The sequence below is a fragment of the Pseudoalteromonas sp. EB27 genome (genome assembly GCF_001974875.1).
Taxonomy (GTDB): domain Bacteria; phylum Pseudomonadota; class Gammaproteobacteria; order Enterobacterales; family Alteromonadaceae; genus Pseudoalteromonas.
On the sequence record NZ_MTQD01000005.1, the window covers coordinates 142,811 to 159,698 of the forward strand.

Here is a 16,888-nt window from a genome sequence, read left to right on the forward strand (position 1 = left end):
ATTAACTGAATTAGCTTAAAGCAGGGCAATAAAAAACCACCTTCGATTTATCATCTAGGGTGGTTTTTTTAATGCTTAAAGCAAACCCGCGAATTATCTTACGATGCCGCGCTCTGAGTTTTTAACAAAGTCGACCATCAATTTCACAGCAGGATACTTTGCAGCATCTTCACTAAGCGACTCAATAGCTTCTTCTGCACCTAAGCTTTTACGATAAAATGCTTTGTATGCACGGCGTACAGCCATAATTTCATCACTTTCGAAACCACGACGCTTCATGCCTTCTTTATTGATAGCTGCAGGACCTGCAGGCATACCAATGGTAGTAACAAATGGTGGTACATCTTTGTTAACACCTGAATACATACCAATAAAGGCATGTGCACCAATTTTACAAAACTGATGAACACCCGAATTACCACCAAGGATAACCCAATCGCCTACATGTACATGGCCGGCCACACTTGCGTTGTTAGCAAAAATTACGTTATCGCCAATTACCGCGTCATGTGCAACGTGTGTATAAGCCATAAACAAATTATTACTACCAATTTTAGTAACACCTTGGTCTTGAATCGTACCACGGTGAATAGTGGCACATTCACGGATAACGTTGTTATCACCCATGATTAATGTAGTTGGCTCGTTATTGTATTTTTTGTCTTGGCAGGCTTCGCCTACAGACGCAAATTGAAAAATATGATTGCCAGAGCCAATAGTTGACGGCCCTTTAACAACAACGTGAGACTCAATAATACAGTTATCACCGATAACAACATCATTGCCAATATAACTATACGGACCAACTGAGACATTGTTGCCTAGTTTAGCGCCAGGTTCGATTATTGCTGTAGAATGGATCACTATTAAAACTCTCTTCTCGCACACATAATTTCGGCACTACACACTATTTTGCCGTCGACTTTTGCTTCTGCAGCAAACTTCCAAATGTTGCGACGTTCTTTTAAAAACTCAACATGAAGATGCATTGTATCGCCTGGTATTACGGGTTGCTTAAAGCGCGCATTATCAACAGCTGCAAACAAATAAAGCTCATTTTCGCTGCGATTTTCAACCGTTTTAAAACCCAATAAACCCGTTGCTTGTGCCATCGCTTCTAAAATTAACACACCCGGAAAGATAGGCTGGTTTGGAAAGTGCCCAGTGAAAATAGGTTCGTTTATAGAAACATTTTTAATAGCATGTAAAGATTTACCTGGAGTAAAATCGATAACACGATCAATTAGTAGCATCGGGTAACGATGCGGTAATAAAGCTAAAATTTCTTGAATATCAAGGCTATTTAATTCGTTTGCCAAAATAGCATCCTTATTAGTGTTCAATATTATGACTTAGCCAATGCTTCAAGCGCTTTAAGACGAGACTTCATATCTGAAAGGTTACGCAAGTGAGCAATAGTTTTACGCCATTCTTTGTTTGTTGTATGGGGCATACCAGATGAGTAAATACCTGGTTCGGTGATTGATTTTGTCACCATACTCATGCCGGTAATTATAACACCATCACATACAGACATGTGACCATTAATTGCAACCATGCCACCAATTTGACAGTTCTTGCCAATGGTAACGCTTCCTGCAAGAACAGTGCAGCCCGCAATTGCGGTGCCTGAATTAACTTCAACGTTGTGCGCTATTTGACACTGATTATCGATAATAACATTGCTATGGATGATGGTATTGTCCAGTGCACCACGATCAATTGTCGTACTAGCACCAATTTCAACTTTGTTGCCTATGATCACTGAACCAAGCTGAGGTATTTTAACCCACTGCCCGCGCTCATTTGCATAGCCAAATCCATCACTACCTACAACACTATTTGCTTGAAACAAACAATCTGAACCAATTTCAACATCGTGATAAATAGTCACACTAGGCCAAAGCTTAGTGCCTGAACCTATTTTAACACGTTCCCCGATAAAACTGTTCGGACCAATTTGCGCGTTGTCACCTATCACTGCATCAGCTTCAATGACTGCGTTAGCACCAATAGCGGCGCTATCACTAACAATCGCAGTCGAATGAACAGTTGCACTTGGATGAATACCCGTCGAGGCTGAGCGTGGTGTAGTATCCATAAATTGCGCTAATTTTGCGTAACTTACATACGGATTAGCAACAATAACTTTGCTACCACTAAAGTACTCTGCATCAGCTTGGCTTACTATTACAGCGCTGGCTTGAGTAGTCTCAAGTTGCGAGCGATATTTTGAGTTCGCTAAAAATGCAATATGCCCAGAATGGGCATTTGCAAGTGTCGCTATTTTTTTTATTTCTAAAGCGCCATCACCCTGAAGTTCGGCGCCTAGAAGTTCCGCAATTTGCGAAAGCGTATAATTTTGCATAGAGTGATTATTTCTTACTAACAGCGGCTACAACTTTAGATGAAAGATCAGTCACTTCTTTAGGGTTAAAGTAAATAGTAGTGTCTTTTACTTTAACTTCGTCGAAGTCGCCGTCTTTAGCAATCTCTTCAATTGTTTTGATGATTACACCTTGAACTTTTGCAAGCTCTTGGTTTTGACGCGCTTTGATTTCTTGCTCTAAAGGGCGACCCTGTTCAGCAAGATTTTTTTGCATGCCTTGAATTTTTTCACGTAAAGTATCTTTTTGAGCTTGGCTCATAGTGGTACTTTCACGTTTAAATTTTTCAGCTTCAAAACGAATATCGCCTTGTAACTTTTCAAGCTCTTGACGACGTTCAGCAAACTCAGTTTGTAAAGACTGTTCAATTTTAGCCATTTGAGGAATTTGCTTGTAGATTTCCTGCATATCAACAATACCTACTTTGTGTGCAAATGCATTCACAGAAGTACCCATCATTAAAGTTGCTAGAACTGCTACAGCTGTTGATTTAAATAATTTTTTCACAAAAAACTCCTTTAGAAAGTGTTACTAATGTTAAAGCTGATGGTTTTCGTATCGTCATCTTCTTCTTTTTGCAATGGATACGCAAAACTGATCAGCATTGGACCCATTGGAGAGATCCATTGTAATGAAAGACCGGTTGAAACCCTAAAGCGCATTGGGTCTGAATAGTCATCTAACTTAGCACGTTCATCAACGCCTAAGTTTTGATAGCGGTCTACGTTAAACTCAGTATCCCATACGTTTGCAGCATCAACAAAGAAGCTAGTACGTACAGAGCTGGTATTTTCTTCATCTAAGAATGGCGTAGGAACAATTAGCTCCATACCTGCCACTGCTTTAGCATTACCACCAATACGGCCTTGTGGCACTAGAATATCAAATTCTGATGCGCCACCAATGCTACCGGTTGTAGTACCGTCTGCACCTGGCGTACCCGGAATAGACTGCGGTATACGTGATACAGCACGTGGTAATATTGTATTACGGTCAAAGCCACGAAGTTCCATTTCAGTTATACGGAAGTACTCTTGGAATGGAAGTGTTTGCTCATACCCATTTGTAGAACCATAACCATTACCATAACCAAGTGCTGCACGCGTTGAGAATACCCAACGGTGATCATTTGATATAGGCCAGTAAAAACGCGAATCGTAATTCAGTTTAAAGTACTGAAGATCTGAGTTAGGCGTTGTTGCTGTTAAGTTTAGAGTTTGACGCGAACCCGCTGTTGGGAATAAACCACGGTTAACGGTAATACGCGACCAACCAACACTCAGCTCATACTTAGTAAAGTCAAAGCCTGCATCTGGGTTATCTGGATCTAAGAATGTTTCACGAAGTACACGCGTTTGCTCGTACTCTGCAATATCCGAAAGCTCTTCTTTAATCCAACGAGCGCCAAAGTTAACACGATTTACAGCATCAATTGGAAAACCAATATTTGTGCCTAAACCATAACTTTTCGATTTATATTCAACAAGACTAAATTTACTTGCATCGTAGTTTCTGTAAAAGATACTACTGCCTTGCGATACACCATCTGGCGTAAAGTACGGGTCTGTGTACGATAAGCTTAAGCTTTCAGAACCTGTAGACGTATTAAGGTTTAAACCAATTTGGTTACCTGTGCCTAAAAAGTTAGATTCTGTTACACCAATATTAAACTGCAGACCTAAGTAAGAGCCATAAGCAAGACCAGCATTAAAGCTACCTGCTGATTGCTCTTTTACAGTAAAGTCTACGTCAACTTGGTCATCCACACCCGGTACAGGCACTACGTTAAAATCAACAGTTTCCATGTAAGGTAAACGTTGAATTTGCAGTTTTGAACGCTCAAGGTTTTGATTAGATAACCATGCGCCTTCAAGTTGTGTCATTTCACGACGAAGTACTTCATCAGCCGTATTTTGGTTACCGCCAACAATAATACGACGAACGTATACACGCTTACCTGGATTAACCGATAGTGTTAATTGCACTTCTTGGTTTTCGTCGTCAATTTCTGGAATTGTACGAACTTCAGCATTAGCATAACCAAAACGTGCTAAGTAGCTTTTAATAAACTCTTCAGATGAAGTAACTACAGAGCCGTTATAAAGCTCACCCGCTCTAAGGGGGATAACACTTTTAATTAAGTCTTCACGACCAAGCAAGTCACCAATAAAGTCAAAACCTTTAACTTTATATTTTACGCCCTCAGTTAAGTTAGCTGTAACGTAAACTGATTCACGTTCAGGACTCACTGAAACTTGCGTTGAGTCGATATTAAAACGTAGGTAACCACGGTCTAAATAATAACTACGAATTTTTTCTAAATCGCCTTCAATGGTTTGCTTTTGGTAGCGGTCGCTACCCATAAACTGCCACCAAGGTAAATCTTGCTGCGATTCAGCAAGTTTAAGAAGCTCTTCATTAGAAAAAAGTTCATTACCCACTAAGTTAATTTGGCGGATAGAAGCAGCATCACCTTCATCAAACTCTAACTTAAGTTTAACGCGGTTACGTGGCAGCTTAGTAATACTGATGTCTACTTTAGCGTTGTATTTACCAATACTGTGGAAAAACTCAACTAAGCCTTTTTCGATACTATCGATAACGGTTTTATCAAGTGGTTCACCTTGGCGAATATCTTGCTGATCAAGAGACTCATTAAGCTGCTCGTCTTTAATGTCTTTATTGCCTTCAAACTCAATAAAGCTGATGGTAGGACGTTCCGTTACTTTAAAAATAACGTTGTTGCCATCACGAAGTGCTTTTATGTTATCAAAGTGCCCTGAACGATAAAGTGACTTTATTGTTTTTGAAATCGTATAGTCATCAACATTATCGCCTACGTTAATAGGAATATGTGTTAGCGCTGCACCAAGTGCTACGCGCTGCAAACCTTCAACTTTTAGGTCTTCAACAATAAAGGAGTTTTGGCCTAGGGCTGCAAAACTTGCACCCAATAAACTTGTTATTGCCAAATGTTTTTTTATAGCCATTTTATTATCTTTATCCTTTACAACTGTATTACCGCATAACACCTTACTAGTGGTGCTTTACAATCGTGTTCTAATTAGTAATTTGCCACGCTGTAACTACAAACGCGATACATCATTGAACAAAGCGAAACATGTTAGAAAAATGAGCAACAAGGCACCCACTTTAAAACCAAACTCTTGTGTCTTTTCAGAGACCGGCTTTTTACGAAAAAGTTCAATTATGTAATACATTAAGTGTCCGCCATCAAGCACTGGTAAGGGTAATAAATTAAATACACCCAAGTTAACGCTTATTAAAGCTAGAAAGCTTAAAAAGGCCACTAACCCATAGCTTACGCTAGTTCCAGCGCCGACTGCAATGCCCACAGGACCACTTAAATTTTTAACCGAAACCTGGCCTGTAATTAAATTACCAATCATATCAAAACTGAGAGTAATTAAGCGCCACGTTTCTTTTGTGCCTCGCACGATACTATCGAGCGGGCCGTAATGTCTAGTCTCTACATAACCATCAGGCCATTGCTGAACAACAGGAGCAACACCTAAAAAGCCTTGCTCAATACCGTTATTATCTATGCGCCCTTTAGGGGTAACTGTAATGGCTTGTATAGTATCTTGTCTTTTTACACTAAATTGTAAAGATTTGTTAGCTGATTGCGTAATAAGATTAACTAATTGCTGCCAATTGCTTATTGTTTCACCGTTTACAGCTAAAATTGTGTCGTTAACTTGTAAATTAGCGTGTTCTGCGGCTGAGTCTTTAGTTACGGCGGCTATTGTTAAAGTTGCCTGAGGTCTAAATGGCACAATACCCAACGAACTTAGTGGTGGTACGTCTCGCTGATCAAGCTTCCACCCCTCTAAATTAAGCGTTTTAACACGTGGTTGCAGGTTTTTATCACGAACAATAACTTCAACGCTTTCTTCGCCTAAGTTAGACATAAGCGCAAACGTGGCATCTTGCCATGTCGTTATGTCATCATCACCAATTTTTATAATATGTTGAGAAGGCATAATGCCTGCCTGCTCTGCGCGACTGCCTTCGGTTATGCTGCCAACAACTGGCTTTACCGACTGCACACCTACCATATACATCACCGCAAGAGCAAAAATGGCAAACAAAAAGTTAGCCATTGGTCCCGCAGCAACAATAGCAATACGGGCTTGTACAGATTTAGCGTTAAACGACAAGTGACGTTGATTTGCTGGTACGTCATCAACTCGCTCATCAAGCATTTTTACATATCCGCCTAATGGAATAGCGGCAATCACGTATTCGGTATTATATTTGTCATGCCATTTTAACAGTGGCTTACCAAAACCAATTGAAAAACGCAGCACTTTAACGCCCATTTTTCGTGCAACCCAAAAATGGCCATATTCATGTATGGCCACTAAAATACCAAGCGCTAAAATAAACGAGCCAAGATTCCAAAAAAAATCAAACATATTAATGCGCCACTTTTGTTATAAATTCTGAAGCGCTAATACGCGCTAATTTATCACACTCTAAAATTTCATCTAGGCTTTGCACATTGGTGTAAGTTGCAGCTTCTAGCGTCTGTGCATTTATTTTGTATATATCGGTAAAACCAATTTTACCGTTTAAGAACGCGCCCACAGCTATTTCATTTGCTGCGTTAACCGTTGTTGTTGCGCCCTGCCCTGCACTACACGCATCAATCGCTAATTGTAAATTTGGGTAACGAGAAAAATCAGGTTTAGTAAACGAAAAATCACAAATATCAGAGAAGTTTAACGGTTTAACACCCGCATTAATTCGCTCAGGATATGCAAGCGCGTGTGCAATAGGTGTACGCATATCGGGGTTGCCCATTTGCGCTAAAATAGAGCCATCATGGTACTGCACCATTGAATGAATAATACTTTGCGGATGAATAACCACATCAATATCACTCGCATCACAATTGAATAACCACTTAGCTTCAATAAACTCTAAGCCTTTATTCATCATAGTTGCGGAATCTACTGATATTTTTTGACCCATCGACCAATTAGGGTGCGCTACGGCTTCACTTATAGTTACATCTTTTAATGTGTTTATGTCGCGCGTTAAAAATGGGCCGCCAGAGCCGGTAAGCAAAATTTTACTTACGCCATGTTGCTGTAGTTTTTGACCGCCTTTGGCATTTTGTAACGAAGAAGGTAGGCATTGAAAAATTGCATTATGTTCGCTGTCTATTGGCAGCAAAGTGGCTTTATGTTGTTTAACTTTGTCAATAAACAACTGACCTGACATAACTAAAGATTCTTTATTAGCAAGCAGTACTTTTTTACCTGCTTCAACAGCACTTAATGTTGGCAGTAAACCCGCTGCACCTACAATTGCCGACATTACAATGTCAACATCAGGGTGAGCGCATAAATCGCTCATTGCTTGCTCACCGTGCATAACAAGAGTTTGGCACTGGGTATTAGCTAAATAAGCAGATAACTGCTCTGCGGCCTGCTGGTTGGCCATAATTGCATAAAGCGGTTCATGTTCAATACACAACTCCGCCATTTTTTTTGCATTTTGTCCTGCTGCCAAAACAAAAACATCAAATAACTCTTTATTGCGCGATACAACATCAAGTGTACTTAAACCAATTGAGCCTGTTGCGCCTAAAATAACCAGCAATTGCTTTTGGCTCATAAACTAAGAGTCCACGCATAGCACATAACAAACATTGGAGCAGCAGCCGTTAGGCTGTCAATTCTATCTAAAATACCGCCGTGCCCTGGTAAGCATCGACCGCTATCTTTCAAACCAGCTTCGCGTTTAAACATACTTTCCAGTAAATCACCTACCGCAGAAAACAAAGCAATAAATGCTGTCATTATCGCGTACACAGGCCATACAACTAAATCAACATCGGTAAAGTGGCAAAATGCTAATACAAAAATAATAGAAGCAACTACACCGCCTGCTAACCCTTCAATTGTTTTATTAGGGCTTACTTTAGGCATTAATTTATGTTTACCAAAACTCTTACCTGTAAAGTAAGCACCCACATCGGCGCTCCATACAATACCAAGTACGACTAAAATTAGTACTGAACCAAAATGAGTTGATTCAAGGTACTGCGCGCTACGTAATGTATTTAGTGCAAGCCATAACGGTACAAGCGTTAATAAACCTGCAATGCCGCGCATAACTAAGCCTTCATTCCACGCTTTAGCCATTTCTGGGTAGCGCCAAATTAGATAACTAGCAACAATCCACCAAGCAAACGAAAGCGTAAATAAATAATTTGCATCACCTACTAGCTTGCCATTTTCCCATAATGATTCAATAGGCCAATGTAAATTAAGCAGGCCAAGTAAGGCTGCAATCAACACAACAAAGGCGCCACGTTTGAGCTTGTTACATAAGCCCATAAATGCAGACCATTCCCATGCGCCTAATAATACGATTGCACCAGCAAAGTAACTAAATAACGTAAGCGGTGTATAAAAAACCAAAGCCAATGCTGATGGTGCAAGCACAAGTGAGGTTAAAATTCGTTGTTTTAACAAAATGTGACCCTTATTCTATTTAGGTTTGAGCGAGTAATTGTTTTATTTGTTCGCCCGTACAACCAAAACGTCGCTCTCTGGCAACGTAACACGCAATGGCCTCAGCAAATGCTGCTTCATTAAAATCAGGCCAAAGTGTCTCGGTAAAGTAAAGTTCTGCATAAGCAACTTGCCATAGTAAAAAATTACTAATACGAACATCGCCACCAGTGCGAATAAGCAAATCAGGTTCTGCCTGATCTGCCATGCTCATATGCTGTGCTAAGCGCTCTTCTGTAATATCTTCTGCGTTTAGTGTGCCCTGCGCAACTTGCAAAGCAAGTTGTTTAGCCGCATTGGCAACATCCCAACGACCACCATAATTGGCTGCAACATTTAAACACAGCCCGGTGTTATTTTCAGTCAGCTTATGCGCAGCGTCTACCTTGCTACGTAATCCTTCAGAAAATCGTGATAAGTCTCCAATAATGGTCAGTTTTACATTGTTTTTATGAAGCTTTTTAACTTCCTTTGTTAAAACAAATAAGAAAAGCTCCATTAAAGTGTTTACTTCGTCTTCAGGGCGGCGCCAGTTTTCACTACTAAAAGCAAATAAGGTTAACGATTGTATCCCTAATTTAGTACAAAACTGAACAGATTGACGAACTGCGTCTACGCCTTTTTTATGCCCATACACACGAGGTCTATTTCTAGCTTGCGCCCAACGTCCGTTCCCATCCATGATGATAGCAACATGTTTGGGTAAACATTGCTGTGAAATTGTGTCAGCATCTAGAACCATAAATATCGAGTATTCCATAAAAAAACGCCGCCTAGTATACCCTAGACGGCGTTTCAAAACTAATAATTTTAATAGGTCCTGTCGACCTTTCAGGATTGTAATTTGTTCAATCTAGGGGCGACTTAATCGCGGCGCGAGATTTGTAACCTAGTGGACTAAGTAAAAATCGAGTAGCAAAGAGTTAATCGCCCCTAGGCAGAACCCTTTGGGCAGCGCGTGTTTGGATTTTATGCATCGTTATCGCCTAATTATGGGGAATAACCACACTACATAGGCTCTGCCTTGCCTAAAAACCAAATACACTGCTGCAAATTCAACCTCGAAAGATAAACAGGACCTTACTTAGATTTCCATCAATTCTGTTTCTTTAGCTGCTAATAAAGTATCCATTTCTTTAATAAACTTATCAGTAAGCTTTTGAATCGCATCATCTGATTGACGCGCTTCATCTTCAGATATGTCTTTATCTTTTAATAAACCCTTTACATCGCCATTAGCATCACGACGAATGTTACGAATAGCAACACGACCGCCTTCAACTTCAGCGCGTACAATTTTGATTAGGTCTTTACGACGTTCTTCTGTAAGTGGAGGAAGTGGTACACGAATAACAGTTCCTGCCGACATAGGGTTTAAACCTAAATCAGACGCCATAATTGCTTTTTCAACAGCTTGCGCTAAAGACTTATCAAATACACCAATAGCCAGTGTACGAGAATCTTCAATTGTTACATTAGCAACTTGGTTTAAAGGCGTTGGTGCTCCGTAGTACGATACCATAATGCCATCTAAAATTGCAGGATGTGCACGGCCAGTACGAATTTTAGATAATTGGCTACCTAGTGCTGTTACACTTTTTTGCATGCGCGCTTGCGCGTCTTTTTGAATATCGTTAATCACGGTGTAATCCTAATTATTTGATTATTTCATCTGAGGCTTGTGAAGAAATAAGTGTTCCTTCTTCTTCACCCATAATTACGCGTTTTAGCGCGCCTGATTTATTCATGTTAAATACGCTCAATGGCATATTGTGATCGCGGGCTAAAGTAAATGCCGCTAAATCCATAACTTTTAATTCTTTTTCAATGATTTCATTGTAGCTTAAATGGCTGTAAAGCGTTGCTTCTGGGTTTTTAACAGGATCATCACTGTATACGCCATCAACTTTAGTCGCTTTAATTACTGTATCTGCTTCAATTTCGATACCGCGTAAACATGCTGCAGAATCGGTAGTAAAAAATGGATTACCAGTACCCGCTGCAAAAATAACAACGCGGCCAGTTTTCAATAAACTAATTGCTTCAGCCCAGTTATAAGCGTCACATACACCATTAAGCGGAATAGCCGACATCAAACGACAATTTACAAATGCACGGTGTAGCGCATCACGCATTGCAAGGCCGTTCATAACCGTTGCAAGCATACCCATGTGATCGCCGACTACGCGATTCATACCTGCTTCTGCAAGTGACCCACCGCGTAAAAAGTTACCTCCACCAATAACTAAACCCACTTCTACGTCGAGCTCAACTAGCTCTTTAATTTCTTGTGCCATACGGTCTAAAACTTTAGGGTCGATGCCGAAGCCTTCGTCTCCCATTAAAGCTTCACCACTTAATTTGAGAAGAACACGTCTAAAAATAGGTTTGCGATTGATAGTCATAGTATTGGGGCCAACTTTTATTGAATTATGGATAAAAAATAACCGCGCTTATGTTAAACATAAAAGCGCGGTTATTTTAAAGAATTTCTAGCTGCGAAGCAAAACCAAATAGTACTTTAATTGCATCTAATTTCCTTTTGCTTCACAAATAGTAATCTTACTTAGCTTTAGCAGCAGCGATTTGAGCAGCAACTTCAGCAGCAAAATCTTCTTCTTTCTTCTCGATACCTTCACCAACTTCTACACGTACGAAGCTAGTAACTGTTGCGTTTTTCTCTTTAAGAATATCGCCAACAGATTTTTTAGGCTCCATGATGAAAGCTTGACCAGTAAGAGAAACCTCACCAGTGAATTTTTTCATACGGCCAACAACCATCTTCTCAGCGATTTCAGCAGGCTTGCCTTCATTCATCGCAATTTCGATTTGTACTTGCTTTTCTTTTTCAACAACGTCAGCAGGTACATCTGAAGGTGTTAGGTATTCAGGGCTAGATGCAGCAACGTGCATTGCAACGTGCTTAAGTGTTTCTTCATCAGCAACACCTGCAACAACAACACCGATACGATCGCCATGACGGTACTCAACTAGGTTTTCACCAGTTACGTACTGTAAACGACGTACATTGATGTTTTCGCCAATTTTAGTAACTAGCTCAACACGGTCTTCTTCAAACTTAGCTTGTAAGTCTTCGATAGAGATAGTGTCAGCAATTGCAGCGTCAGCAACTTTATTAGCAAATGCTAAGAAGCTTACGTCTTTTGCAACGAAATCTGTTTGACAGTTAACTTCTACTAGCACTGCAACACCAGCGTTTTGCTTGATGATGATAGTACCTTCCGCAGCAATGTTACCTGCTTTTTTAGCAGCTTTAGCAGCGCCACTTTTACGCATGTTTTCAATCGCTAACTCGATGTCGCCATCAGTCTCAGTTAACGCTTTTTTACAATCCATCATGCCAGCGCCTGTGCGCTCGCGTAATTCTTTAACTAGGGCAGTAGTTACAGCCATTAGTAAATCCTCAAATCTGAAATCAGGTTAGATAAGCGGGTTACCCGCTCGACAAGAATAGCAAGTCTTCACCTTAAAAAGATGAAGACTTGATGACAGCTAATTACTCAGCTTCAACGAAATCGTCTTTCTCAGCTTGAGCAACGATGTTATTCTCGCGACCTTCAGTAATAGCAGCTGCAACAGCGCTAGTGTAAAGGCTTACAGCACGGATAGCATCATCATTACCTGGAACGATGTAATCAACACCGTCTGGGTTAGAGTTAGTATCAACGATTGCAACAACAGGAATACCTAGGTTGTTTGCTTCACGGATAGCAATGTGCTCGTGGTCAGCATCGATAACGAAAAGCGCGTCTGGAAGACCGCCCATGTTTTTGATACCACCAAGGCTCTTTTCAAGCTTTTCCATTTCGCGGTTAAGCATTAACGTTTCTTTCTTAGTTAACTTCTCGAAAGTTCCGTCTTGGCTTTGTGCTTCAAGGTCTTTAAGACGCTTGATTGATTGACGTACAGTTTTCCAGTTAGTCAACATACCACCTAACCAACGGTGATTTACGAAGAACTGGTCGCTTTCTAAAGCAGCTGATTTAACTGCGTCGCTTGCTGCGCGCTTAGTACCAACGAAAAGAACTTTACCTTTGTTTGCTGCAGCACTTGATAAAAACTTAAGTGCGTCGTTGAACATTGGTACAGTTTGCTCAAGGTTGATGATATGTACACGGTTACGTGTGCCGAAGATGAAAGGCTTCATCTTAGGGTTCCAGTAACGTGCTTGGTGACCAAAGTGAACACCAGCTTGAAGCATATCGCGCATTGAAACGTTTGCCATTTTATAGATCCTCTATAGTTGTTTAGGGTTAGGCCTCCACATATCCCATAGCACCAACACCGAAGTAATTAAACTTCAAATGCACCCAAGTGTATGTGACGATACGTGTGTGTGTTAAAATAAAATTGTGTTTGCCTTAAATACAAAAAATCATTTAAGAATTTATTTGTAAAAAGACGGCGCGCTTTATACCATATTAAAATTAAATACTCAACGTCGCGTGCAAAATTTGTTCGGCGATAAATGTTAAAAACTCAACTTTGGAGCCTCAATGAGCGCTATTATCAAGACCCCTGAAGAAATAGAGAAAATGCGCGTAGCTGGGCGCTTAGCGGCCGATGTACTTGAAATGATCGGCCCTCATGTAGTGCCAGGTGTTACCACCGATGAGCTAAATACACTTTGTCATGATTATATTGTTAATGTGCAACAAGCAATCCCTGCTCCGTTAAATTATCATGGCTTTCCAAAATCAGTTTGTACGTCAGTTAATCATGTTATTTGTCACGGAATTCCAAATGACAAAGCATTAAAAGAAGGTGACAGCGTTAATATTGACGTAACGGTCATTAAAGATGGTTACCACGGCGATACATCTAAAATGTTCCACGTTGGTACACCAAATATTCAAGCTAAACGTCTTGCAGAAGTAACACAAGAAAGCCTATACCTTGCTATTAAAATGGTAAAACCAGGTGTGCGTTTAGGTGATATTGGTGAAGCAATTCAAAAATATGCAGAGAGCTTTAATTACTCAATTGTACGTGAGTATTGCGGCCACGGTATTGGCGCAGGATTTCATGAAGAACCACAAATAATGCATTACGGTAAAGCCGGTACTGGCGAAGCCTTAAAAGCAGGTATGTGTTTAACTATTGAACCTATGGTTAATGCGGGTAAACGCCAATGTAAGCTTCTTAAAGATGAGTGGACAGTAGTTACACGCGACCGTAGTTTGTCTGCACAGTGGGAACACACATTATTAGTGACTGAAAATGGTGTTGAAATTTTAACGCTACGATCAGATGATACAATCGACAGGATCATAGAACACTAATAATAAATAAGAAATTAGGAGCCAGCCCACGTGGCATTACCCAACAAAGTAAAAAAGTTGCTTAGCGATGCTGAGCAACTTAGTGATTATCGCGATTGTTCTAGCTATTTTTATAAATGGTTACATAACGAATTTTCTAAACAACCGGTTGGGAATTTAATTAATGCCCGGGCTGAGTTTATTGACCGCCTACTCATTAAGCTTTTTCATGTTTACGACTTAGCACGCGAACCTGATTTAGCATTAATAGCTGTGGGCGGGTACGGACGTGGCGAGCTACACCCCTACTCCGACATCGACTTTTTATTGCTTGTAACTAAACCGCCAAGCGAAGAAATATGCGAAAAAATAGGCCAGTTTGTTACCATGCTATGGGATCTCAACTTAGAGATTGGACACAGCGTGCGCACGATAGAACAAGCCATTGAGCAAAAACGTGAAGACGTTACTTTTGCCACCAGCTTGCTCGAAAGTCGCCTTATTTTTGGTAACCACATTGAGTTTGAAAAACTCAAAATGCATATTCTTGAAACGCCAGTATGGCGCTCAGGCGAATTTTTTACTGCCAAAGTTCAAGAACAAAATTTACGCCACAGAAAGTGCCACGGCACCGCGTATAATCTTGAGCCAAACATTAAAGAAAACCCAGGTGGTCTGCGCGACTTACAAACCATTATTTGGGTGGCAAAAAAGCACTTTAGAACCGAAACCCTGCAAGAATTAATAAGCCACGGATACTTAACTCACGAAGAGTTTCAAGAGCTTTCTGAGTGCCTAGAAAACCTATGGAACATTCGCTTTGCACTGCATCTAGCTGCAGGTCGAGCGGAAAACCGCTTATTGTTTGATCATCAACCGCTAGCCGCCGAAATTTTAGGTTTTGGTAGCGACGGCAAAGCGTCTGTTGAGCGTATGATGAAGCGCTTGTTTAGAATAATGAGCCGCGTGCGCGAACTTAACCAAATGCTACTTTCATACTTTGAACAAAGTATAATGCCCGAAAGTAGTGCTGTGGTAGCAATAGAACTCGACAGAAACTTTGAGCAAGTAGGTCATCAAATACGCGTAAAAGATCCGTCGGTATTTTTTAGACGTGACCAACTCTTTGTATTGTTTGAGCACATAGCCGATAACCCAGCAATAACGCATATTTACCCAAGTACTATTCGTACTATTCGCCAAGTGCGCCGTCGTTTATTGGGTGACTTACAAGATTATGCAGCCTGTCGTGAAGCCTTTTTACGCCTTGTTAAACACCCTAACGGCATGGGCCGCGCATTTACATTAATGCACAAGCACGGCATGCTTGCCGCCTACTTACCGCAGTGGCGTAATATATTTGGGCAAATGCAGTTTGATTTGTTTCACGCTTACACCGTAGATGAGCACACCCACAAATTAATCAAAAATATTTACGAATATTTTGATAAAACAGGCATTAGTGAGTTTCCTATTTGTAGTGAAATAGTCACTCGAATGGACAAACCAGAGCTACTTTATTTAGCCGGTATATTTCACGACATTGCTAAAGGCCGAGGTGGTGACCACTCAGAGCTTGGCGCTGTTGACGCAATAGCATTTGCTAAATTACATGGTTTTTCATCGGTGGATGCAAAACTCGTTGCATGGCTTGTAAGTAACCATTTACTTATGTCGGTTACCGCACAGCGTAAAGATATTAACGACCCTGCTGTAATAAAAGACTTCGCTACACGCGTTAAAACAGAGCGCCAACTCGACTACTTATATTGTTTAACCGTTGCCGACATACGTGCAACCAACGACAACTTATGGAACGATTGGAAAAACACCCTACTGCGTGAGCTATACTTACACACGCAGCGCGCTTTGCGCCTAGGGCTCGAAAACCCAATGGATCAACGCGACCAAATTCGCGATAAAAAGCACCAAGCTAAACAACGCTTAATAAATCTGGGTTATGCCGAGGAAAAAATTGATTTAATTTGGAGCCGCTTTAAAGCTAATTACTTTACCGCCTTTAGCGAACAGCAAATATCATGGCAAAGTGAGCATTTATTAAGTAGCACAGACTTAAGCCAGCCAAGTGTTATTGTATCTAACAAAGCTATGCATGGTGGCACACAAGTATTTGTATACAGCCCCTACTCTGGCCCACTGTTTGCCCGATTAGTAAGTGTAATTGGCTCTAAAAAAGCACAAATACAACATGCGCAAGTACTGACCACTAAAGACGGTTACGTCTTGTTTAGCTTTGTAATACTTGAAGTAAGTGGTGACCCTATTGCAAGTGGTCGAGCACAATCAATTAAACGCGGGCTTGAGCAAGCACTGAGCGATCCGCGTAAAAAGATTCGCTTTAAAAAGAGCCGCTCTCAACGTTTTAAAGATTTTAATATTAAACCTAAAATTGTGTTGCGCCCACATGCACGCAAAGACCGCAGCTTAATAGAAATTCAAGCTGTCGATATACAAGGTTTACTAACCAAAATAGCCGAAGTTTTCCAAGCGCATTTACTACATATTCACGCTGCCCGTATTACAACGGTAGGTGAACGAGCCGAGGATTTCTTTGTTGTATCAAATAACGAATACCAAGCGCTGACTGATGAAGAGCAAGCAAAAATTCATCAGGCATTACGTAAAAAATTCAACGCCGAAACAGAATAGA

At 40.6% G+C, this 16,888-nt stretch carries 15 protein-coding genes; 2 read left to right on the forward strand and 13 right to left on the reverse strand.

Annotated features, from left to right (window positions below; all coding sequences use genetic code 11):
* Window positions 1–93: 93 nt before the first annotated feature.
* The 13 genes from lpxA to rpsB all read right to left on the reverse strand — a co-directional run bounded on the left by lpxA (window position 94) and on the right by rpsB (window position 13,181).
* Complete coding sequence (gene lpxA / locus BW142_RS07465) at window positions 94–864, reverse strand: acyl-ACP--UDP-N-acetylglucosamine O-acyltransferase (protein WP_007580998.1); 771 nt, start codon at window positions 862–864, stop codon at window positions 94–96.
* 2 nt (window positions 865–866) lie between these two features.
* The gene (gene fabZ / locus BW142_RS07470) at window positions 867–1,319 is read right to left on the reverse strand and encodes a 3-hydroxyacyl-ACP dehydratase FabZ (RefSeq protein ID WP_076924454.1); all 453 of its coding nucleotides are present in this window, start codon (window positions 1,317–1,319) and stop codon (window positions 867–869) included.
* A 26-nt stretch (window positions 1,320–1,345) separates the two neighbouring features.
* Window positions 1,346–2,368, reverse strand: a complete 1,023-nt coding sequence (gene lpxD / locus BW142_RS07475) for a UDP-3-O-(3-hydroxymyristoyl)glucosamine N-acyltransferase (RefSeq protein WP_076924455.1) — start codon at window positions 2,366–2,368, stop codon at window positions 1,346–1,348.
* A gap of 7 nt (window positions 2,369–2,375) precedes the next feature.
* The gene (locus tag BW142_RS07480) at window positions 2,376–2,894 is read right to left on the reverse strand and encodes an OmpH family outer membrane protein (protein WP_007580993.1); all 519 of its coding nucleotides are present in this window, start codon (window positions 2,892–2,894) and stop codon (window positions 2,376–2,378) included.
* 11 nt (window positions 2,895–2,905) lie between these two features.
* On the reverse strand, window positions 2,906–5,377 hold the full coding sequence (gene bamA / locus BW142_RS07485; protein ID WP_024599063.1) for an outer membrane protein assembly factor BamA: 2,472 nt from the start codon (window positions 5,375–5,377) through the stop codon (window positions 2,906–2,908).
* Between the two features lie 96 nt (window positions 5,378–5,473).
* Window positions 5,474–6,826: a sigma E protease regulator RseP gene (gene rseP, locus BW142_RS07490; RefSeq protein ID WP_024599062.1), complete on the reverse strand. Its 1,353-nt coding sequence runs from the start codon at window positions 6,824–6,826 to the stop codon at window positions 5,474–5,476.
* Window position 6,827: 1 nt separating this feature from the next.
* Entirely contained in the window at window positions 6,828–8,033 is a 1,206-nt protein-coding gene (gene ispC / locus BW142_RS07495) for a 1-deoxy-D-xylulose-5-phosphate reductoisomerase (protein ID WP_076924456.1), read from the reverse strand.
* Window positions 8,030–8,896, reverse strand: coding sequence for a phosphatidate cytidylyltransferase (locus tag BW142_RS07500; protein WP_076924457.1), 867 nt, complete (start codon window positions 8,894–8,896; stop codon window positions 8,030–8,032). Before BW142_RS07500 ends, ispC begins: the two co-directional genes overlap by 4 nt.
* A 19-nt stretch (window positions 8,897–8,915) precedes the next feature.
* Window positions 8,916–9,695: an isoprenyl transferase gene (locus BW142_RS07505; protein WP_024599059.1), complete on the reverse strand. Its 780-nt coding sequence runs from the start codon at window positions 9,693–9,695 to the stop codon at window positions 8,916–8,918.
* Window positions 9,696–10,019: 324 nt separating this feature from the next.
* Window positions 10,020–10,577, reverse strand: a complete 558-nt coding sequence (gene frr, locus BW142_RS07510) for a ribosome recycling factor (protein WP_024599058.1) — start codon at window positions 10,575–10,577, stop codon at window positions 10,020–10,022.
* A 13-nt stretch (window positions 10,578–10,590) separates the two neighbouring features.
* Window positions 10,591–11,340 carry a UMP kinase gene (gene pyrH, locus BW142_RS07515; RefSeq protein ID WP_024596498.1) on the reverse strand — a complete coding sequence of 250 codons (750 nt, stop codon included), beginning with the start codon at window positions 11,338–11,340 and terminating at the stop codon, window positions 10,591–10,593.
* A 157-nt stretch (window positions 11,341–11,497) separates the two neighbouring features.
* Window positions 11,498–12,349: a translation elongation factor Ts gene (gene tsf, locus BW142_RS07520; protein WP_008168613.1), complete on the reverse strand. Its 852-nt coding sequence runs from the start codon at window positions 12,347–12,349 to the stop codon at window positions 11,498–11,500.
* A gap of 103 nt (window positions 12,350–12,452) precedes the next feature.
* Window positions 12,453–13,181 (reverse strand): 30S ribosomal protein S2, encoded by a 729-nt coding sequence (rpsB, locus tag BW142_RS07525; RefSeq protein WP_024599057.1) that lies wholly within the window; start codon window positions 13,179–13,181, stop codon window positions 12,453–12,455.
* 271 nt (window positions 13,182–13,452) lie between these two features.
* Between rpsB and map the strand changes: the two genes are divergently transcribed.
* Window positions 13,453–14,238: a type I methionyl aminopeptidase gene (gene map, locus BW142_RS07530; RefSeq protein ID WP_024599056.1), complete on the forward strand. Its 786-nt coding sequence runs from the start codon at window positions 13,453–13,455 to the stop codon at window positions 14,236–14,238.
* Window positions 14,239–14,268: 30 nt separating this feature from the next.
* Window positions 14,269–16,887, forward strand: a complete 2,619-nt coding sequence (glnD, locus tag BW142_RS07535) for a [protein-PII] uridylyltransferase (RefSeq protein ID WP_076924458.1) — start codon at window positions 14,269–14,271, stop codon at window positions 16,885–16,887.
* Window position 16,888: the final 1 nt, after the last annotated feature.

Coding starts and splice junctions, on each gene's coding strand:
- rseP (WP_024599062.1), bottom strand. CDS start 6,826: ATGTTTGATTTTTTTTGGAATCTTGGCTCGTTTATTTTAGCGCTTGGT.
- bamA (WP_024599063.1), bottom strand. CDS start 5,377: ATGGCTATAAAAAAACATTTGGCAATAACAAGTTTATTGGGTGCAAGT.
- pyrH (WP_024596498.1), bottom strand. CDS start 11,340: ATGACTATCAATCGCAAACCTATTTTTAGACGTGTTCTTCTCAAATTA.
- map (WP_024599056.1), top strand. CDS start 13,453: ATGAGCGCTATTATCAAGACCCCTGAAGAAATAGAGAAAATGCGCGTA.
- ispC (WP_076924456.1), bottom strand. CDS start 8,033: ATGAGCCAAAAGCAATTGCTGGTTATTTTAGGCGCAACAGGCTCAATT.
- BW142_RS07505 (WP_024599059.1), bottom strand. CDS start 9,695: ATGGAATACTCGATATTTATGGTTCTAGATGCTGACACAATTTCACAG.
- tsf (WP_008168613.1), bottom strand. CDS start 12,349: ATGGCTGTAACTACTGCCCTAGTTAAAGAATTACGCGAGCGCACAGGC.
- lpxD (WP_076924455.1), bottom strand. CDS start 2,368: ATGCAAAATTATACGCTTTCGCAAATTGCGGAACTTCTAGGCGCCGAA.
- rpsB (WP_024599057.1), bottom strand. CDS start 13,181: ATGGCAAACGTTTCAATGCGCGATATGCTTCAAGCTGGTGTTCACTTT.